Genomic DNA, 18,565 nt, shown 5'->3' with positions numbered 1-18,565 from the left:
CCGTTTTTTTATGCTTGACGGAATATACCGCTTTCATGCAGAATCAGCTACATAGGTAACACAAAAAGCTTGGACGGTAGGAATACCGTCCAAGCTCACTAATGTGATTGTTGTATTACATTTATTTGCTTTGACCAGACAATTGCTGTTCAGCGATTTGTACCAGACGTTTTGTGATATATCCCCCGAGTGAACCTGTTTCGCGGGAAGTGTAGTTACCGTAGTAACCATCCGCCGGAATTGTTACGCCCAGCTCTTGAGCAGCTTCCAATTTAAGTTGTTGAAGTGCAGCGTTCGCTTGTGGAACTACCAAATTGTTAGAACGAGATCCTGATGCCATGTGTGTAATCTCCTTTCGCTTCGCGCGTGATATATGCTGTTGCAAGCTTGCAAGATTATTATGGCTCTCTCTCGAAAAGCTATACTTCTTTTTAAAAATATTTTTTTGGAGGTACTTTCACATGAGTAAAGGTCTGTCTCTTTGGTTTGCCGCTTCTTCTATTATATTACTTATGGTCACCGCAGTTTCACTTAGCCATTCCTTATGGTTAGCTCTACTCTTTAGTATTTTAGCCACCTGCAATATCGGCTGGGGATTTATCATTAAGGCAAAACGAAATCGTGCTGAAATGAACCAGTCTTAGATACTAAACAACAAACCCCATCCGTTTCTTCACTTCTGTCAGATTTGCAGCGGCGATCTCTCTTGCCCGCTCAGCAGATTCATTTAGAATACGCATCAGCTCATCGGACTCACGAATTTCACGGAATCTCTCCTGCATCGGTTCAATAACAGAAACCACGACTTCCGCAAGTTCCTTCTTGAAAGCTCCGTACATTTGTCCTTCGTACTGTTTTTCGATCTCTTGCAGAGAGAGTCCGGAACATTCGCTGTAAATACTCATTAAATTACTGATCTCCGGTTTGTTCGCAGGATCAAATCGGACCGTACTGTCCGAATCCGTTGTTGCACGGCTGATTTTTTTACGAATGTTTTTAGGTGTATCCAAAAGCGAGATATAGCTTCCTGGATTCGGGTTACTCTTACTCATTTTTTTAGATGCATCATCCAGTGACATAATCCGTGCCCCGACTTTTGGCGTATAGATTTCAGGAATGGTAAAGAACTCTCCATAACGACGGTTAAACCGCTGAGCGAGGTCTCTTGTCAGTTCCATATGCTGTTTCTGGTCATCTCCAACCGGTACGAGATCCGCGTTGTAGAGCAGAATATCAGCTGCCATCAAAGAAGGATATACAAAGAGTCCTGCCCCTACGGATTCTTTGCCTGCCGATTTATCTTTAAATTGTGTCATACGTTCAAGTTCACCCATCGCTGTCAGCGTAGTCAGCATCCATCCGAGTTCTGCATGCTGAGGAACATGAGATTGCAAGAACACATTTGCTTTCTTTGGGTCAATTCCAGCGGCCAGATACAAAGCAGCAACATCTTTAGATTGTTCGTAAAGCGCAGCTGGGTCTTGTGAAACCGTAATTGCGTGCAAGTCTACAACTACAAAATTACAATGATATTCGTCTTGTAACTTAACGAAATTTTTCATTGCCCCAATATAATTCCCTAGGGTTAGTTTTCCACTAGGTTGAATACCCGAGAATACCGTTTTCATTCTTTATTCCTCCTACAATTCATATCTTTCAAAATAAAACAAAATACAAAAAGGCCCCACATCCCGTGAAAGGGACGTGAGACCGTGGTGCCACCCTAATTTGTTGCCTATTCGCACATCAAAAACTACTCATAAGCAACCTTATCTTCCTTAACGCGGATTAGTCGTCCTGACCTACTAAAGAAGGATCACTTCTCGTTAAGCCGGGCTCTCCAGGGTCCATTCAGTCAAAGTCCGCAACACCGATTCGCATCAACCATCGGCTTTCTGCAAGTTGCCATCACTAAGCTTACTTATCCCTATCAACGATTATAAGTTATATACTTGCTTTATCATAATCATGATAAAGTTCTAATGTCAACATGAAATATGAGAAGCATAAATTACATAAATTTCATTTGTGAAATCCAAGTGCTTTTTACTACAGATACAATTATCTGTTATGATAGACATACGTGTAAGATGCTTAAGATCTTTCGTGGGAAAAGGAGCAAAAAAGATGAAACAAGTGACCAAAGGGCTTTGGAACGGCTATGATACTTATATTTTGCACAGTCGTGATCTTGAAGTCACCCTGCTACCCCGCCTCGGTAACAACATTATATCCATTTATGATCGTATTCAAAACCGGGAAGTCGTTCGTAAACCTGACGAACAGGATCTCGCTTTTTATCTTCAGAAACCTTACCATTTTGGTGTTCCGATGTTGATCCCCCCAGGGCGTATTCACCTGGGTCACTTTGAATATGAAGGTCAAGAGTATCAATTTGCTCAAAATTCCGTAAATAATAACCATATTCATGGACTTCATCGTACACAGCCTTGGTGCGTTAGTGACATAGAAGAAGATGAAGATGGATGCACCGTAACAACAGAATGGAAGACAAGTGAAGATGAACTCTGGATGAGACATTTTCCCGTTCCTATGACACTTTCAATGACTTTTCGACTGCAAGGTTCTACTCTGACACAGCAACTTCGTGTTACCCATCAAGGTGATCATGCAGCACCATTTGGTATGGGATACCACACTTGGTTTATGCTCGATGGTGAGCCACAGCGTTGGAATATTAAACTTCCGGTGAATGGAATTTATCCGCTTAACGAAGATTTATTGCCAACCGGAGATTTAGAGGATTTGGGTTCTCTAGCCGGTCTGCCTTATGGAATAAATCTAGCAGGGCACAATCTAGATACCATATTTAGATCAGATCGTGAACATGACACTGCTTATCTAACGCGTAATGATGGTTATGCCATTAAATATACAGCGAATAAAGATTCTTTTTTACATTGGGTATTATTTACCAAAGGAGAAAGCAGTGATTATTTGTGCATTGAACCTTATACTTGGTTGCCCGATGCTCCCAATATGGAGAGAAATGCAGACTTTACAGGACTCATACATATGGAGCCTGGTCAAACCATTGAACTTTTTACACAGATTGAAATCGTTCAACCTGCAGAGCGAGAATAATAAAAACATATTTTACAAATAGACAGCTGATTCAGCTGTCTATTTGTGTTGTATACACACGTATTCTAAAACAAGTTGATCTTTGTTTTTACCTCAGATTTCATCTCCAATTTCACCTCAGACTAAATCTGCTTTTTCCACTTGTTACCTGCTTGTTTTTTAAGTATATTTTCTCTTCCTAAAACCATACTAATCTCACAAAGCACAAAAGGAGGTGACAACACATGGCATCAGGATCTCGTTCTAACAACTTGGTAGTTCCACAAGCAAATGCTGCACTTCAACAACTTAAATTGGAAGCAGCACAAGAGCTAGGCGTAACAATTCCGGCAGATGGTTACTACGGTAACTATACTTCCCGTGAGACTGGATCTCTCGGAGGTTATATCACAAAACGTCTGGTACAAATCGCTGAACAGCAATTGGCTGGTCGTCAATAACGTCGTTATCTTTTCATAAATCTAGCTAGGTTCCACGCAAGAATCTAAGCGGGTTAAACGAAGCGGTCTTCTCTTTGTGGAGAGGGCCGCTTTGTTATTATGATGGGCCTAATTGAATATCTGTATATGTAGTACGTGGGTAACGAATCATCAAACTAGCAAGGTTATAATTGGACTCTAAGGTTGAATCTACAACAATCATGTCATTTCTAACGGCGAAATCATAAGTGATTTCTCCATGCGTCCAGTGTTTTTTTAACTTTAGAGATTCCAGGGCCATAAGCCGAAAAGAAGAACGCTGAGTTTCTGTGAGTCCTTTAGAACTCTCCATCACTTTTTTCATAGGTACAGGATAATGTCTAATCCCGAATTTACCTATAACATTATTTCGAATTTGCACAAAAACGATTCCTGAATCAAGACCTGTAAGTTCTTCATCAAGTGCTCTAAAGACAATATCCAGTTGTCTAGGTAGAGAAAGCTGATCAAGTGAGATCATATACACCATCCTCTTATACTTTTAGCCTATACATATATAGGGCCTGTGACTCAGTATATGTCAAATTTTTCTATTTTACAACAATTTTATGCAAAAAAATAATGTTTTTTTATTCTATAATCATATTTCGACAAACTTCAGGCATAAATCAATAACTTTTATAAAAAAAGAACCTCAGCATCGCTGCTAAGGTCCTATTCATTCGAGTTCTATTGTAGGCCTTCCGTCATTTGAAGAAATTGTTCAATATCAGCGATACATAAATCAGCAGCTCCCTGCCAAAAATCAGGTTTCGTTACATCTGTACCTAGATGTTTATCAGCAAGTTCCTCCACTGTCATCCGGCCGGTATCCCGTAATAAATTGTCATATTTCTCAGCAAATGCTGCTCCTTCTTTTTGAGCCTGTGCATAAATCCCTGTACTGAACATGAAACCAAATGTATAAGGGAAATTGTAGAAAGGTACTCCCGTGATATAAAAATGCAGCTTCGATGCCCAGAATGTTGGATGATATGAACCAAGAGAATCACAGAATGCTTCCCGCTGTGCTTCCTCCATTAACTCAGACAATTCCGCTGCACTGAGAAGACCTTCTTTACGTTTCTCATAGAAACGTGTCTCAAAAAGGAAACGAGCATGAATATTCATAAAGAAAGCAACCGTATTCTGAATTTTTTCTTCCAGTAAAGCAAGTTTTTCTGTTTCATCTGCTTCTTGGATCAGTGCATCTGCTACAATTAGCTCTGCAAAAGTAGATGCCGTCTCTGCTACGTTCATAGCATAGCTTTGATTCAAGATCTCCATATCATCCATTACGTGCTGATGATAACCATGTCCGAGCTCATGGGCTAGTGTGGACACGTTAGAGGCAGTACCTGCATAAGTCATAAAAATACGTGTTTCCTTGCTTACGGGAAGCGATGTGCAGAATCCACCAGGTCGTTTACCTGGGCGATCCTCAGCCTCAATCCAATGTTTATCAAAGGCCATCTGTGCAAAATCAGCCATCCGAGGGCTAAATTTACGGAACTGAGATACAATACTTTCCGCCGCTTCCTCGTAAGAAATCGTTCCTGTTGATTCACCAATAGGTGCGGATACGTCAGCAAAGGATAAACGCTCAACACCAAGAAGCTTAGCCTTACGTTCCAGATATTTGACAAGGGCTGGTTTCGCGCGTGTTATCACATCCCACATCGCATCAAGGGTCTGTGCAGACATCCGGTTAATAGCAAGTGGTTCTTTGAGAACAGAATCCCATCCTCTTCTTTCATACAGTTTCAAACGGAAACCGCCGAGATGATTAAGGGTGTCAGCACAGTAGTCTGCCGCCTCACTCCAAGCCTTTTCCCAACTCACACTCATCGATTCACGTACTTCACGATTGGGGTGCTGTAATTTATTCGCCGCTTGTCCCGCAGACAAGAAAGTCGTTTCCCCATTCTCTTCATAAGGAACCCGCACTTTACTTACGATCGTATCGTAGAAATCTCCCCAACCGTGATATCCGTCCACTGCAAGATCAAGCGCTAAGCTTTCCAGTTCAGGTGCCATTTTCTCTTTCGCTTCTTGACGGCTCTCATTCATAACAAAAGCGATTGGCATGATCTCAGGGCGCTTCATCCACCCTGTCCAGACTTCATCATCCGTTTGTTGCAGCAAGCTGTCAAACCTAGTCTTCACACTCGCTAACTGGGCGTGAAGCGAAGCAATTCTGCCCGTGAGCTGTACCGCTTTTTTATCATCTTGATTCTCTGCACCAAGGCATGATACAAAGGCCGATCCTTCTGACAATCGTGCAATAATATCTTGAAGCTGATCAATCATTCCATCGTGAGCATATGTATCTTCCACTGTCACAGGAACTTTGGCATCAGCCACTTGTGTATTTAGACTTGCGATATCCTGCTCCAGTTGTTTAAGATAAACAGCAAAGGTTTCCGATGAGGAACCTCCGCTAAAAATCGTTTCCAAATCCCATGTTTGACGCAGTGTTTTACTCATACTTTTGCCACCTCTTATATTTATTTTTCAAAAACATCAAGAAACAGGTTTGAACAACCCCTGTTCAAGGTGTATAACTAATACTATATCAGAAGTAAGCTTCTATTGATTCCAGTCATTACCTAAATTCTATATATAACTTTCAGGAGGAAATATAAATGAGACCTTTACAAATTTCTGCAGAGACAGCCGTTACGTTATCTAAAAAACTAGGTGTTCCTATTGAGCATCTCATGCATATGCCGCAACATATTCTTATGCAAAAACTAGCTGAGCTGGCTAAGGAAGAGTCTTCTCCAGCTGCGGAGAACTCCGATATAAGTACAGATCAAGACAAGGATAACCGTTTATGATTCCTTTTGAAAATACATGGCCCTATGACATTGTAATGGGCGACATTTATGTTCAGGAGTGTCCATTTTGCTCGGCAGAGAATGTTCTACTTCCCTTGAAACCGAATCAACTTTCATTAATACATGACGGAAAAAAACATCTGCTTGTTTTTCCATGCTGTAAAAACCGGGTGACTTTGCTCGATATCGATCAGGATTATCTGCTCGCTGATCAGCGTTTAAGATCCTTATGACAGAAAAGCACCGGTGAAAACCGGTGCTTTTCTTGTTCATCATTACGAGGGAGTATTAATAAAATGGTGGGCCGGGCCAGATAATCGTTGAATGGTAACATCCACAACCGTTTCCGGAATATCCATTTCTTTTAAAGCTTCATACATACAAGATAACCAAGCCTGAGCCCGCTCTTCGGTAACAGGAAAAGGTAAATGTCTTGCTCTCATCATCGGATGACCATTTGCATCGGAATACAGAGAGGGACCTCCAAAAAATTGACTTAAAAACATATACTGTTTCTCCATAACCGGAGTAATATCCTCTGGAAAAAGCGGAGATAGCAATTCATTTTTTTGCACCTTTGGATAAAAAGCCTCAACAAGTGCTCTTACACCCTCAGCCCCTCCTAAGTTCTCATAAAGCGTTTTATTCGGATCCATTCTCTCGCCTTCTTTCTCATGCTAAAGTTCTTGCTCTAGTATAACAAAAAAAGACAAGAGCTCCTATCTGTCTAGGACTCTTGTCTCATATCAGCTGTTCTTGCCTTACGTATATATTTGCAGTTGATCTTTAATAACTCCGCCAGTCTTCTTCACCCGGATGGGTATGCGCTTCCCGCATCACATATACAATAGCGCAGACGAGTATCCCTGCAATTACTCCCATCACGACACCACTCCATCCTTTACATAATAGAAATCAGGCATATCAAAAGAGGACTTTAGATCTATTCACTAATTACTATTTATATTAGCATACATTTCCTTAAATTACAGCAAATTTGCAAACGCTTTCTATTTTTTTTGTCCTGTTTGTCCATCTTGGCTCATATAGTATTCATAACCAGCGAACAGCTTTTAAAAAAAGGGGCGAACCATGGCATATGAAGCGTCTAGCTTTACCACTTTTGATCACCTGCGGTCTACTCATTATATGCATTTTAATGGTGGTTTATCCTTTATCCGTATGGGAGTCCGGAGTTCGCGGTCTTTCCATTTGGTGGGAGGTTCTCTTCCCTTCTCTATTTCCCTTTTTTGTCATATCAGAGTTACTGCTTGGACTTGGCATCGTCCACTTCATGGGCACTCTTCTTCATCCGTTTATGAGACCGGTTTTTCGGATCCCAGGAACGGGCGGATTTGTAGCCGCTATTAGTTATGCTTCCGGATACCCGGTTGGAGCTAAATTGACAGCTAAGTTATGGGAACAAAAACAAATTACACGAGAAGAAGGAGAACGACTCGTTGCTTTTACTACAACATCTGATCCTATTTTCTTAATAGGAGCAGTCGCTGTTGGTTTTTTTCACACGCCTGCTTTAGCAGGCATTCTAGCCATTGCTCATTATGGATCTGGACTCATCGTTGGGCTACTGATGCGGTTTCATGGTCCAAAAGATACGCATGAGAATTCGGAAGCGTTGACTGTAGAAGGTAACCGTTTAAAGCATGCATTTTATGCAATGCATCAAGCTCGTGAGAGTGATGGGCGTTCTCTTGGACAACTTGTGCAACAAGCAATCCGTTCTTCTTTACAGCTGATGATCGTTGTCGGCGGACTTGTCGTATTTTTTTCGGTCATTCTTCAATTATTTACAGAGGCTGGATTTATGAATGGAATGTACCACTGGCTTGAACAAGTCCTTCTATTCCTAGGCTTACCTAAAGAATTATCTCAGTCGCTTGTTGGAGGATTGTTTGAAGTTACCCTCGGAGCTCGGTATGCCGGAACTTTAGAAGGAATCCCCCTCATCTATAAAGTTGCAGCTGCTGCTTGTATTCTTTCTTGGGGAGGTCTATCCGTTCATGCTCAGGTGGTGAGCATCCTGAACTCTACACCGCTGCGTTATCTACCTTTTATGTTTGCGAGAGCCGTTCATGCGATCCTTGCAGCCGGAATTGTATTTTTATGCTGGAACCCAATAATGAATAGTGTAGATACAATCTATCCGTCAGGATTTTCCGATTCCGCTCCTCTTCTGACTGGTATTCACCTGCTCCCATCACAATTAGCAATCACTATAATTCTGATTGGTGGGTTAGTTATAATAACCGCTGTCTATATCTGGGTCAGTCAATTCATTGCAAAATATCGAAACTAAAGGAAATGTGTTGGAGCGATTGTTTTCTGTCCTGAAATTGGATATCATCAAGTTATACTTATTACAAAGGAGCTTTCATCTTGAGATATTATGTTCAGGACAGAGGAGACTCTTTATCTATGGATTTGGCTGAGCAATTTCACCGTCTTGCTGAAGAGCACGGATTTATACTTGATGCCAAATCTCCAGAGATCGTTGTTTCTATTGGCGGCGATGGCACCATGCTACAGGCTTTTCATACGTTTATAGATCAAATCCCTGATATTGCTTTTGTTGGTGTTCATACGGGGCATCTTGGTTTTTATGCAGACTGGAAAGCGGATGAACTTCATGAGCTGATCAATCTTATGAGTAACGGTCTAAATGCGAGTCAGCAGTTGCAGCCACGGATTGTGGAGTACCCTTTAGTTGATCTGGAGATCCACCGAAAGTCAGGGTTTACCTCCATGGTTGCACTTAATGAGTTTACCCTCAAGGGTGTCGATGGAACAGTTGTAGCTCAAGTCGATATTAATGATATTACTTTTGAGATGTTTCGTGGTGACGGCATTTGCGTATCCACCCCTTCTGGTAGCACGGCCTACAACAAAGCGCTTGGCGGAGCCATGATTCACCCCACGATTGAAGCGATGCAAATTGCTGAGATTGCCTCCATTAATAACCGGGTCTACCGAACGTTAGGATCGCCTATCGTACTGCCCAAGCATCATCATTGCGATATTTTCTCTAGAAAATCCCAAAGACTGCTACTTACCATTGATCACGTCAATATGACGATTGATGACCTTATATCTGTAAGATGTCAGGTTTCCAGACAGAAAGTAAGTTTTGCAAGATATCGTCCTTACCCATTCTGGGATCGAGTTCGTACAGCCTTTCTGGATTAAGTTACAACAAAAAGCGGTTCCTATTTAGGAACCGCTTTTTGTTGTAACTTCTTCTTTTCTTTTATTCTCCTTAGAAAACTTGCGCTCTCTAGGTTCTTTTGGTTCTTTTGGTTCTTTTGGTTCTTTTGGCTCTTTCGGCTCTTTAGCCTCATTAGCCTCTTTATGTTCTTTTGACTCTTTGAGCTCTTTAGCCTCTTTTTGTTCTTTAGGTTGAAATTCTTTAGATTCTTTAATTTCTTTCTCTTTAGAATCCTTAGTTTCTTTTTGCTTATGAAGTACAAAATAGGCACAACCAAAATTACAATATTCGTTAATATAATCAACCATGCCCGTAATCGAAGTATCTTTATTCGCCTTCGGGTGGTTCTCTCGGTAAAATCCTTTAAGTCTCAGTTGATTATAGCCCCAATCCCCAATAATGTAATCATATCGTTCAAGGACATCGCTATACCGATCACGAAAGGCTTCCGGATTCCAACCGTTTCTATAGTCCTGCAAGACTTCATAAGTTTTGCCGCTGATCTGAATCAAAACCGTCTTCCTTCCCTTCTATCCGAACCGCCTCTTTTTTATGCAAAGGCTTACTCCTACTATACTACATTATTTGCATTCGCGGCAGACTTTACTTGTTCATGTGCATGATATGAACTTCTAACCATAGGTCCCGATTCCACATGACTGAATCCGCGGGCTAACCCTTCTTTTTTCAGTTCAGCAAATTCTTCAGGTGTTACATATCTTTTTACATATAAATGCTTGTCCGAGGGCTGAAGATATTGCCCAATCGTCATAATATTGCAATCCACTGATCTCAAATCATCCATTGTCTGAAGAATTTCATCCCATTCTTCTCCAAGCCCTAACATAATACTTGATTTGGTTGGTATATTGGGGTTCATTTCTTTTGACGTTTTAAGCAATTCAAGAGAACGTTCATATTTAGCTTTGGCACGAACCTGATCAGACAAGCGTTCCACCGTTTCAATATTATGATTCAAAATATCCGGTTTAGCATCCATTACAATCTGCAGTGCCTCCTTATTTCCCAGAAAATCAGGAATGAGTACTTCTACACTACATAAAGGCAGTTTTCTGCGTATCGCTTTGATCGTTTCTGCAAAGATGGAAGCTCCCCCATCTTTAAGATCATCCCTCGCTACACTTGTTACTACACAATGCTGTAAATTCATCTGTTCTGCCGCTTCAGCAACACGTTCAGGCTCCTCTAAATCAAGCTCAGTAGGCAGCCCGGTATTTACTGCACAGAACCGGCAGGCTCTTGTACAAATATCTCCAAGGATCATAAAAGTTGCTGTGCGGTTTGCCCAGCATTCATAAATATTAGGACAACGTGCTTCTTCGCAGACCGTATGAAGAGTTTTCGAACGCATCATTGTTTTAATCTCTTGATAAGGTTCGCCTGCGGTTAGTTTAATCTTAATCCACTCTGGTTTAGGTTCTTTCACTTTGCTTCCCAAGGAAGTACCCTCTTTTCTATATCGAGTTGTATTAGACTTTCGCACGGACACATTATAACACGTTTATTATGGAAATAACCTCCATTTCTTATCATTTCTTCTTTTCGATTCAGATTCTTTTTTCATGATAAGGCATAAAAACAAGGAAGTTGTGTGAACCTAAACATAACTTTGAGCGGAAACGAAGAAAGGAGGAGTATCTGTTGATACGGATATACAAAAAACATAACTGGCGAATGCTTTGTCTGAAAGTCACACTCACACTCTCTTTCTTTGCCTCCATCGCACCAGCTGATGCCTTGGCTCAGGAGAAACCTGCAAATCCGCCAAGCGCACAAGAAATATATAAAGAACGCAAGGCATTATATGACCAAATTAGTATTGTGAGTGGCGTTCCTTGGTATTATCTTGCAGCTATTGATCAGTATGAGCGGACGATGACAAAAGCACATCCGAAAGACCGCGCACACGAAGATCGGTTAACAGGTATCTTTTTTGAATCTCGAAGATGGACAGGAATTTTAAATCCGGATCAGCAGGATAAGAATCCTATGTCCATCGCCCTCTTTGGTGGACTCGGACTAGATGGAACTGGAGATCAAAAAGCAGACCCAGAGAACAATGTAGACTTGCTTTTTACAATGTCTCGTGTTGCTTCAAAATATGGGATATCGGCAGATGATATTGGGATCTCGCTATGGCACTATTACCAAAACACAAGAGCAGTACAGAGAATACAGCAATTCGCCAGAATCTATAAGCATTTTGATACGCTTGATCTTTCAAAGCATGCCTTCCCGTTACCTTTAGGTAATATGTACTCTTACCGAAGCACATGGGGAACAAGCCGCAGCTGGGGTGGACGAAGAATACATGAAGGAACAGACCTTTTTGCCCCGCATGGGATGACGGTCCGAAGTACTTGTTATGGGATTATTGAAATTAAAGGCTGGAATCCTTTTGGAGGATGGCGCGTGGGAATACGGGACTTGGACAACCACTATCACTACTATGCGCATTTGTCTGGTTTCGAAAAGGGTATACATGTAGGCAGTATCGTTACTCCAGGACAAACCATCGGCTGGGTAGGAAGCTCTGGTTATGGTAAGCCAGGGACACAAGGTAAGTTCCCTCCGCATCTCCATTATGGGATCTATCGGGATACAGGGCTTACGGAATGGTCCTTCGATCCCTATCCATCACTGCATCGCTGGGAGAATGAAGAACGTAAAGCTTTACAAGCCAAAAAGAAAAATAAAACCTCATCGTAATTTTAAGTGACTTGTTACTTAAGCATCTTCTGTAAACAGACGATTCTTGTACAAGTCACTTTCTTTTTTACGATCCAGGTTTTATTTTTCTCACTCATTACCATTCGGCAAAAGAGGTTCCGGCTCTTCAAGATACAGCTCGCTATTCCCCTCGTTCTTGGGAACGGTGCTGCTTGCATCCGGAGTTGTTACTCCAGTATTCTGTGATCCTGTACCTGACGGCAAAGAAGGAATCGCTAAGCTTGGTGCACTTGCTCCATTATCTCCTACGGGACGTCCTTGATTATCGTAATAATACATCGGTACATCTCCAACAACAAGCAAGTAGGAAATCGGCAGCTCAGTGTCCACTACTTCCGGTTCCATATCAAGCGGAACTACAACCGCAACCTCAGCAATGATATGAATATATACCTCAACTAAAATCATATTAATTCCTGCATTTTGCTGTCTGGTACTAAGATCTACTTTTACCGCGCCTTGTGGTTCGATCCGAATGGGCACCTTAGGACCGAAAGATGATAATATCGTACTTCCCAGCGCTTGCCCGAGTGGAACGTGATCTCTGAATGATTCCATATCTTGAAGTGTAGTTTGAACAATAGATAAAGCATTTGAGGTAATTCTCATATGCTCATCATAATTCAGCATAAAACCACTAATCTTTCCTTTGGTATCCGTTTTCCACTCAATGAGATCATCAGACGGTTTGCCATCTGCAATTTGACTCGTTATGGCTTTGTTAATCGCTTCTGTCGCCAGCTGTTTCACCCTGATTTTAGCTAGATGCATAATAGGAGGTTTCAGATTCCGCTCTATATATGCAGCAGATTGTACCGTCAAAATTACAATTACCAGCATGATGATCAATACCCACTTCTTCCAGTGTCCCCCTGTTTTTTGTCGCTGGTTTCTCCACCTAGATCTTCTGAATGCCATGCACGCATTCCTCCCTTGAGAGAGGTTCCTTGTTTAATCTATGCAGCCTGACCCTAAAAAAGAAGCAAGCCTAACGATCTCAAGATTATGTATACAAAAAAAAAAGAGAACTCCCGTAGGAATTCCCTTTTTATTCACCCAAATTATAAATAATAGAATTTTAAAAGTTATTTCATTGGTGGTTTAGCATCTTGAGGAACAGACTCCCAATCTTTAAGGAAACGCTCAATTCCACTATCAGTAAGTGGATGTTTCCATAGGGTTGGCACCAGTGTACCAGGAATCGTTACAATATGTGCACCCGCCAGTGCAGCATCCTCTACATGTTTAATGTTACGGATACTTGCTGCAATGATTTCAGCAGGAAGGTTATAAGTATCCAAGATCTGACGCAAATCACGGATAAGCTGCATTCCATCTACTGAGATATCATCAAGACGTCCAACAAATGGACTAATGAATGTTGCCCCCGCTTTTGCTGCCATGAGACCCTGAGCTGCTGAGAAAACTAGGGTTACATTGGTTTTGATTCCTTTTTTACTCAGTTCGTTCGTCGCGTATAGGCCTTCCTCAGTCATTGGCAATTTAATAACCACATTTGGCGCCCAAGTTGCAATTTCTTCTGCTTCTTTCAACATGTCTTCTGCTTTTGTACCAATCACTTCAGCACTGACAGGACCTTCTACAAAAGAAGTAATTTCTTTGATCACGTCTTTAAAAACGCGACCTTCTTTAGCAATTAGAGAAGGATTCGTCGTTACGCCATCTACCAGACCCAGACGATGAATTCTTTTAATTTGTTCAACATTACCAGTATCTAAGAAAAATTTCATAATGACATGCCCTCCATCTTTTAAAATAATAGGTCGATCTCAAATAGATATAAATATATGCCAACATTTATATATAAACATTGGCATATATTTTAAACAAATTTATATTTTTTATTTTTTCTCTACAGCATGTCCGCCAAACTCATTCCGAAGTGCCGCTACCACTTTTCCTGTAAACGTATCATTCTCAAGGGAACGGTAACGCATAAGAAGCGAAAGTGCGATAACTGGAGTAGCTGCTTGTAGATCAAATGCCGTTTCAACCGTCCATTTACCTTCACCAGAAGAGTGCATAACCCCGCGAATTTCATCCAGGTTCGAATCTTTGGAGAAGGCACGCTCTGTAAGTTCCATCAGCCAAGAACGAATAACCGAACCGTTGTTCCATACGCGTGCTACTTTTTCGTAGTCAAAGTCAAAGTCACTTTTCTCGAGAACTTCAAATCCTTCACCGATCGATGCCATCATACCGTACTCAATTCCGTTGTGAACCATTTTCAGGAAATGTCCACTGCCGGCTTTACCTGCATATAGATATCCATTCTCTACAGCCGTGTCTTTGAATAACGGTTCAACAATATTCCATGCTTCTTCGTCGCCGCCAATCATGTAACATGCACCATTTCTTGCACCTTCCATGCCGCCGGAAGTACCAACGTCCATGAAGTGAATGCCATGTTCTTTTAGCTGCTCATAACGACGAGTGGATTCTTTGTAGTGAGAGTTGCCCGCTTCAATAACAATGTCGCCCTTAGACAATACTGGGATCAAATCCGAAATTACTCCATCAACTACGGAGTGCGGTACCATGATCCATAGGATTCTTGGTGATTCCAAGGATTCTGCCATTTCTTTGTAAGAAGAAACGCCTGTTGCACCGTATTCTTTCATCTCTGAAACTGCATTTTCATTCAAATCATAAGCAACCACTTCATGCTTGTGGTCGATCAGATTTTTACCTAGATTAAGTCCCATTTTACCTAAACCAATTAATCCTACTTTCATGTCCAAGTGCCTCCTAAATTATGCTCGATCTAAAATGTAGTGAAACTGTATATGTCATCAGCTTTAGTCAGCTGTATAACGCGAATAAAATCAGTTTTTCATTATTAGTGCCACTCGTTACCATCTTGAGCAAGAAGTTCTTCTGCAGCTTTCGGGCCTTCTGTACCTGCTTCGTAATAATGGAGCGGTACTTCATTAGCTGTAAATGCATCTAGAATAGGCTGTACCCATTTCCAGGACAATTCTACTTCATCCCAATGTGCAAAGAAGGTTGCATCTCCACGTAAAGCATCAAAGATCAGATTCTCGTAAGCTTCTGGAACATTATCGTAAGATGAACTATAGCTGAGTTCCATCGGTTCAATCGTATCGTGGTGCATCGGACTTTTCGCATTCAATTGGATGCGAATTCCTTCTTTTGGACCAATATCAATAATGAGCAGATTTGCGCCTAAGTTTTCATCGACAGGAATTCCCGTGTTGAGCGGGCGTTTAAATTCAACGACAATCCGTGTGGATTTCTCGCTGAGACGTTTACCTGTACGAATATAGAAAGGAACTTCATTCCAGAACGGATCATCCAGAAATACACGTGCAGCAAAGTACGTATCATTCTGAGAGGATGACTCAACGCCAGGTTCGTCCACATATGCCACCACAGGTTTACCTTGCAGCTCTCCTGCACGATATTGTGCACGAACAATGTTCTCATTCAATTTTTCTTGTAAAAGAGGAATGAGTGCTTCTGCCGTATTTTTCTTTTTCGAACGAATCTCTTCTGGAGAAGATTTCTTCGGTAGATGTAAAGCAATCATCATGAGTAACTGCAGCATATGATTTTGGAACATATCACGTACTGCACCACTTTGGTCGTAATATGCCGCTCTTTCCTCTACCCCTACCGTTTCACTTGCTGTAATTTGAATGTTCGATACATAGTGATTACCCCATAGAGCTTGAATGACAGGGTTAGTAGCACTAAGCACTTCCATATTTTGAACCATAGGTTTACCAAGGAAGTGGTCAATACGGAAAATTTCATTTTCTGCAAATGTATTGCTGAGTTTCTCGTTCAGACGACGTGCTGATTTGAGATCATGCCCGAAAGGTTTTTCAATAATCATTCGTTTCCAACCTTTTCCTGATCCCAATCCACTTTCTTTAATGTTCTCAGCAATCGGTTCGAAGAACTCTGGTGCTACGGACAAATAGAACATCCGATTCTGCGGGATACCCAGTTCTTGTTCACGGCGTTCCACAACCTCTAACAGTTTCTTGTAGTCTTCTACGTTCTTATTATTTAACGACGTATAACGAAATGCGCCTAAAAAGTCCCGAACTTTAGCTGCATCTTCTGGCGACCGGCGAGAGAATGTATGTAATGATTCCTCAACTCGGGCTTGAAAATCAACATCGGATACTTCTCTTCTTCCCAGACCGATTACCGAAAATGCTTTTGGCATCTTCTCATCGACATATAAATTGTAAAGTGCCGGATATATTTTTCTTTTGGCTAGATCGCCTGTAGCCCCGAACAGGACAAATGTCATTGCTTCCATGCGTATTGCCTCCTGATATTCACTCTATAATGTGCGACATTAGCATGTGAAGAACGTTACGTGCACATTCTGTCTATACATAACATCGAAAGTAGAATGCTGAATCATCAGCTTTCTCTATTTTTAGGTTATTAAATGTAACCAGTTAAGATTATGTAACCATAATACACCCATCCGACAACATTCGTCAATGAAAAATGTCCAATCTGTGAACATTAATTTTATCCTGTTATGGTAGCGCTTTCTATGCTATCCTATTACTTATACTAATAAATCGTTCAAAAAAAGTGTGATATAGTCCATTGAAAATCACAGTTACTTATAGTAAACAATCCTACGTGAAGGGGGCTTTTACAATGGACCAGGAATCCATGTCAAATTATTTGAAAATGTGTGAAAAAGTGACCCAATCTTACCAGATCATTGGACGAAAATGGGTTGCACCCATTATTCACACCTTGATGGAAGAGCCAAAGCGATTCAGTGAAATACATGCCCTAATTCCCGATCTAAGTAAGCGAGTACTCGTAGAACGAATGAAAGAACTAGAAGAAGAAGGAATTATCCTTCGGAATGTGATTGCAGATCGGCCAGTACGTACGGAATACTCCTTAACTCGAAAGGGAACCGAACTTGCCCGAGCGCTTAATGCGGTTGGTCGTTGGGCTAAAGAATGGTTATAACCGCATAAAGAATTTATAAACCAAAGGAACATCTTCAAACAAGAACCTCCCAATCCCAAGTGAATGAGAAATTTGGAAGGTTTTTGTCGTTTATTGCGATGATTTCACCGGAATTTCCATAAAAAAAACCGAAGCAACGTAAATGAGATTAGATCATTTTACGTACTTCGGCATTTTATAATTAAGATGAGAACCAACTTTTTATTGCATCAATAAGTCCCACGAAGAAATTTTTTATGCTGGCAATAATCCCTTGTCCTGTTTCCGATTCAATAAAATCAGTAAACTGCTGCTTCGCTTGGTCTAACTGTTCTCCCACCGCATCCCAGTTAATATTGGCATCTTTCATGTTCATGAAGAGGTCTACGAGTCCATTCAATTGAGTTTCTGGTATCGCAATGTTCAGGTTATTAGCTGTATCTTCCACTAAGGACTGCATCGCTTCTCTTGTTTGAGGCTGTTTCTCTGCAAGCTGCTCTTTAATATTCGTCATCAGGGTCGTTGTTTCTTCCGCTCCAATCGAATCAGAGAGTTTTGCAGTTTTAACAATTTCCTCATTCGCTACTTGTTTTTGTTCTTCCGGTATTTTAGTATCTGTCGTTGTTTCATAAGCTTTTATGATTCCCGTAAGGGCCGCGGTTCCGGATACGTCAAATGGAGCTGTAATCATCACGTGTGCATCTTTAACTCCAGCTGTAATCATCGCATTAAGGTACATATCACTCGTTACCCAGTTAATATGATTTGTAGTTACCGATAGTCCGCTGCCTGCCTTACCGATCACAATCTTGGCAGAACTAAGTGCTCTGGTTCCAATTTGTGCTTTAGATAAATAACTTCCCAAATATTTATGTTCCTCTTCGTTAGTAACAGTTAATTCTGTAGCGCCACTTGGTGCTTCCAAATCAGCCAACACTTTTACTTTTTGATCATTCGTTAAATTTTCTCCTAGAATGATAATGACATCACCCTCGGCTGCGTCGGCATAAGCTGCTATAGGACTATATACAGCTACAATGAGAAGCGCCGACAGCACAAGAGCTGTCCATTTACGTAGAATGTTCATTATGACTCTCCTTTTTAACGTAAATCATCTGATTTTTTCTTTCATAAATAAAATACAGCAGAGCTCTTTTCTCTATTTATCAGCAAATATAACTCAGCCTCCATAGTATACCATGGTTGTCCTT

Annotated in this window: 21 protein-coding genes and 1 other annotated feature; of the genes, 9 read left to right on the top strand and 12 right to left on the bottom strand. The window is 41.1% G+C overall.

Annotated features, from left to right (window positions below):
* Nucleotides 1-121 precede the first annotated feature (121 nt).
* The gene (locus tag H9647_RS16395; protein ID WP_191801928.1) at nucleotides 122-340 is read right to left on the bottom strand and encodes an alpha/beta-type small acid-soluble spore protein; all 219 of its coding nucleotides are present in this window, start codon (nucleotides 338-340) and stop codon (nucleotides 122-124) included.
* A 121-nt stretch (nucleotides 341-461) separates the two neighbouring features.
* Between H9647_RS16395 and H9647_RS16390 the strand changes: the two genes are divergently transcribed.
* Nucleotides 462-644 (top strand): hypothetical protein, encoded by a 183-nt coding sequence (locus H9647_RS16390; RefSeq protein ID WP_191801926.1) that lies wholly within the window; start codon nucleotides 462-464, stop codon nucleotides 642-644.
* Between the two features lie 3 nt (nucleotides 645-647).
* Here the strand turns inward: H9647_RS16390 and trpS are convergent, their stop codons facing one another.
* Nucleotides 648-1,628 carry a tryptophan--tRNA ligase gene (gene trpS / locus H9647_RS16385; RefSeq protein WP_191801924.1) on the bottom strand — a complete coding sequence of 327 codons (981 nt, stop codon included), beginning with the start codon at nucleotides 1,626-1,628 and terminating at the stop codon, nucleotides 648-650.
* Nucleotides 1,629-1,695: 67 nt separating this feature from the next.
* Nucleotides 1,696-1,943, bottom strand: a binding site (T-box leader).
* A gap of 184 nt (nucleotides 1,944-2,127) precedes the next feature.
* Here trpS and H9647_RS16380 point away from each other — a divergent pair.
* Both H9647_RS16380 and H9647_RS16375 read left to right on the top strand, forming a co-directional pair.
* Nucleotides 2,128-3,105: an aldose 1-epimerase gene (locus H9647_RS16380; protein ID WP_191801922.1), complete on the top strand. Its 978-nt coding sequence runs from the start codon at nucleotides 2,128-2,130 to the stop codon at nucleotides 3,103-3,105.
* Between the two features lie 224 nt (nucleotides 3,106-3,329).
* Nucleotides 3,330-3,545, top strand: coding sequence for an alpha/beta-type small acid-soluble spore protein (locus H9647_RS16375; RefSeq protein WP_191801921.1), 216 nt, complete (start codon nucleotides 3,330-3,332; stop codon nucleotides 3,543-3,545).
* A gap of 97 nt (nucleotides 3,546-3,642) precedes the next feature.
* On the opposite strand, the gene H9647_RS16370 is transcribed toward H9647_RS16375, so the two are convergent.
* Nucleotides 3,643-4,044, bottom strand: a complete 402-nt coding sequence (locus tag H9647_RS16370; protein WP_191801918.1) for an O-methyltransferase — start codon at nucleotides 4,042-4,044, stop codon at nucleotides 3,643-3,645.
* Between the two features lie 209 nt (nucleotides 4,045-4,253).
* Nucleotides 4,254-6,050, bottom strand: a complete 1,797-nt coding sequence (locus H9647_RS16365; protein ID WP_191801916.1) for a M3 family oligoendopeptidase — start codon at nucleotides 6,048-6,050, stop codon at nucleotides 4,254-4,256.
* 158 nt (nucleotides 6,051-6,208) lie between these two features.
* On the opposite strand from H9647_RS16365, the gene H9647_RS16360 reads away from it, so the two are divergent.
* Both H9647_RS16360 and H9647_RS16355 read left to right on the top strand, forming a co-directional pair.
* Complete coding sequence (locus tag H9647_RS16360; RefSeq protein ID WP_191801891.1) at nucleotides 6,209-6,403, top strand: YycC family protein; 195 nt, start codon at nucleotides 6,209-6,211, stop codon at nucleotides 6,401-6,403.
* The gene (locus H9647_RS16355) at nucleotides 6,400-6,636 is read left to right on the top strand and encodes a hypothetical protein (RefSeq protein WP_191801886.1); all 237 of its coding nucleotides are present in this window, start codon (nucleotides 6,400-6,402) and stop codon (nucleotides 6,634-6,636) included. The genes H9647_RS16360 and H9647_RS16355 overlap by 4 nt, the downstream gene beginning before the upstream one ends.
* A gap of 42 nt (nucleotides 6,637-6,678) precedes the next feature.
* On the opposite strand, the gene H9647_RS16350 is transcribed toward H9647_RS16355, so the two are convergent.
* The gene (locus tag H9647_RS16350) at nucleotides 6,679-7,059 is read right to left on the bottom strand and encodes a globin domain-containing protein (RefSeq protein ID WP_191801885.1); all 381 of its coding nucleotides are present in this window, start codon (nucleotides 7,057-7,059) and stop codon (nucleotides 6,679-6,681) included.
* A 443-nt stretch (nucleotides 7,060-7,502) separates the two neighbouring features.
* Here H9647_RS16350 and ylbJ point away from each other — a divergent pair, with 443 nt between their 5' ends.
* Entirely contained in the window at nucleotides 7,503-8,720 is a 1,218-nt protein-coding gene (ylbJ, locus tag H9647_RS16345) for a sporulation integral membrane protein YlbJ (protein WP_191801883.1), read from the top strand.
* Between the two features lie 80 nt (nucleotides 8,721-8,800).
* On the top strand, nucleotides 8,801-9,607 hold the full coding sequence (locus H9647_RS16340; protein ID WP_191801882.1) for an NAD kinase: 807 nt from the start codon (nucleotides 8,801-8,803) through the stop codon (nucleotides 9,605-9,607).
* A 24-nt stretch (nucleotides 9,608-9,631) separates the two neighbouring features.
* On the opposite strand, the gene H9647_RS16335 is transcribed toward H9647_RS16340, so the two are convergent.
* Complete coding sequence (locus H9647_RS16335; protein ID WP_191801881.1) at nucleotides 9,632-10,138, bottom strand: YutD family protein; 507 nt, start codon at nucleotides 10,136-10,138, stop codon at nucleotides 9,632-9,634.
* Nucleotides 10,139-10,197: 59 nt separating this feature from the next.
* Entirely contained in the window at nucleotides 10,198-11,085 is an 888-nt protein-coding gene (lipA, locus tag H9647_RS16330; RefSeq protein WP_191801877.1) for a lipoyl synthase, read from the bottom strand.
* A gap of 236 nt (nucleotides 11,086-11,321) precedes the next feature.
* Here lipA and H9647_RS16325 point away from each other — a divergent pair, with 236 nt between their 5' ends.
* Complete coding sequence (locus H9647_RS16325) at nucleotides 11,322-12,356, top strand: M23 family metallopeptidase (protein ID WP_191802294.1); 1,035 nt, start codon at nucleotides 11,322-11,324, stop codon at nucleotides 12,354-12,356.
* A 90-nt stretch (nucleotides 12,357-12,446) separates the two neighbouring features.
* Here the strand turns inward: H9647_RS16325 and yunB are convergent, their stop codons facing one another.
* The 4 genes from yunB to zwf form a co-directional block, all read right to left on the bottom strand.
* Entirely contained in the window at nucleotides 12,447-13,295 is an 849-nt protein-coding gene (yunB, locus tag H9647_RS16320) for a sporulation protein YunB (RefSeq protein WP_191801874.1), read from the bottom strand.
* A gap of 167 nt (nucleotides 13,296-13,462) precedes the next feature.
* Nucleotides 13,463-14,128, bottom strand: a complete 666-nt coding sequence (gene fsa, locus H9647_RS16315) for a fructose-6-phosphate aldolase (protein ID WP_191801871.1) — start codon at nucleotides 14,126-14,128, stop codon at nucleotides 13,463-13,465.
* 111 nt (nucleotides 14,129-14,239) lie between these two features.
* On the bottom strand, nucleotides 14,240-15,133 hold the full coding sequence (gene gnd, locus H9647_RS16310) for a phosphogluconate dehydrogenase (NAD(+)-dependent, decarboxylating) (RefSeq protein WP_191801869.1): 894 nt from the start codon (nucleotides 15,131-15,133) through the stop codon (nucleotides 14,240-14,242).
* Between the two features lie 104 nt (nucleotides 15,134-15,237).
* The gene (zwf, locus tag H9647_RS16305) at nucleotides 15,238-16,692 is read right to left on the bottom strand and encodes a glucose-6-phosphate dehydrogenase (protein ID WP_191801867.1); all 1,455 of its coding nucleotides are present in this window, start codon (nucleotides 16,690-16,692) and stop codon (nucleotides 15,238-15,240) included.
* A gap of 371 nt (nucleotides 16,693-17,063) precedes the next feature.
* Here zwf and H9647_RS16300 point away from each other — a divergent pair, with 371 nt between their 5' ends.
* Complete coding sequence (locus tag H9647_RS16300; RefSeq protein ID WP_191802292.1) at nucleotides 17,064-17,375, top strand: winged helix-turn-helix transcriptional regulator; 312 nt, start codon at nucleotides 17,064-17,066, stop codon at nucleotides 17,373-17,375.
* 181 nt (nucleotides 17,376-17,556) lie between these two features.
* On the opposite strand, the gene H9647_RS16295 is transcribed toward H9647_RS16300, so the two are convergent.
* A complete protein-coding gene (locus tag H9647_RS16295; protein ID WP_191801866.1) occupies nucleotides 17,557-18,441 on the bottom strand; it encodes a DUF1002 domain-containing protein in 885 nt (294 codons plus the stop codon).
* Nucleotides 18,442-18,565 lie beyond the last annotated feature (124 nt).

Origin of the sequence: Paenibacillus gallinarum, from assembly GCF_014836635.1 — a bacterium.
GTDB classification, from domain to species: Bacteria; Bacillota; Bacilli; order Paenibacillales; family Paenibacillaceae; genus Paenibacillus; species Paenibacillus gallinarum.
The sequence above is the reverse complement of the archived record's forward strand: the minus strand, read 5'-3'. Positions and strand labels throughout refer to the sequence as shown.

Coding starts and splice junctions, on each gene's coding strand:
- H9647_RS16360 (WP_191801891.1), top strand. CDS start 6,209: ATGAGACCTTTACAAATTTCTGCAGAGACAGCCGTTACGTTATCTAAA.
- fsa (WP_191801871.1), bottom strand. CDS start 14,128: ATGAAATTTTTCTTAGATACTGGTAATGTTGAACAAATTAAAAGAATT.
- H9647_RS16355 (WP_191801886.1), top strand. CDS start 6,400: ATGATTCCTTTTGAAAATACATGGCCCTATGACATTGTAATGGGCGAC.
- yunB (WP_191801874.1), bottom strand. CDS start 13,295: ATGGCATTCAGAAGATCTAGGTGGAGAAACCAGCGACAAAAAACAGGG.
- H9647_RS16370 (WP_191801918.1), bottom strand. CDS start 4,044: ATGATCTCACTTGATCAGCTTTCTCTACCTAGACAACTGGATATTGTC.
- ylbJ (WP_191801883.1), top strand. CDS start 7,503: ATGAAGCGTCTAGCTTTACCACTTTTGATCACCTGCGGTCTACTCATT.
- gnd (WP_191801869.1), bottom strand. CDS start 15,133: ATGAAAGTAGGATTAATTGGTTTAGGTAAAATGGGACTTAATCTAGGT.
- H9647_RS16300 (WP_191802292.1), top strand. CDS start 17,064: ATGTCAAATTATTTGAAAATGTGTGAAAAAGTGACCCAATCTTACCAG.
- H9647_RS16390 (WP_191801926.1), top strand. CDS start 462: ATGAGTAAAGGTCTGTCTCTTTGGTTTGCCGCTTCTTCTATTATATTA.
- H9647_RS16380 (WP_191801922.1), top strand. CDS start 2,128: ATGAAACAAGTGACCAAAGGGCTTTGGAACGGCTATGATACTTATATT.
- H9647_RS16375 (WP_191801921.1), top strand. CDS start 3,330: ATGGCATCAGGATCTCGTTCTAACAACTTGGTAGTTCCACAAGCAAAT.
- H9647_RS16350 (WP_191801885.1), bottom strand. CDS start 7,059: ATGGATCCGAATAAAACGCTTTATGAGAACTTAGGAGGGGCTGAGGGT.
- H9647_RS16325 (WP_191802294.1), top strand. CDS start 11,322: ATGCTTTGTCTGAAAGTCACACTCACACTCTCTTTCTTTGCCTCCATC.
- H9647_RS16365 (WP_191801916.1), bottom strand. CDS start 6,050: ATGAGTAAAACACTGCGTCAAACATGGGATTTGGAAACGATTTTTAGC.
- H9647_RS16395 (WP_191801928.1), bottom strand. CDS start 340: ATGGCATCAGGATCTCGTTCTAACAATTTGGTAGTTCCACAAGCGAAC.
- trpS (WP_191801924.1), bottom strand. CDS start 1,628: ATGAAAACGGTATTCTCGGGTATTCAACCTAGTGGAAAACTAACCCTA.
- zwf (WP_191801867.1), bottom strand. CDS start 16,692: ATGGAAGCAATGACATTTGTCCTGTTCGGGGCTACAGGCGATCTAGCC.
- H9647_RS16295 (WP_191801866.1), bottom strand. CDS start 18,441: ATGAACATTCTACGTAAATGGACAGCTCTTGTGCTGTCGGCGCTTCTC.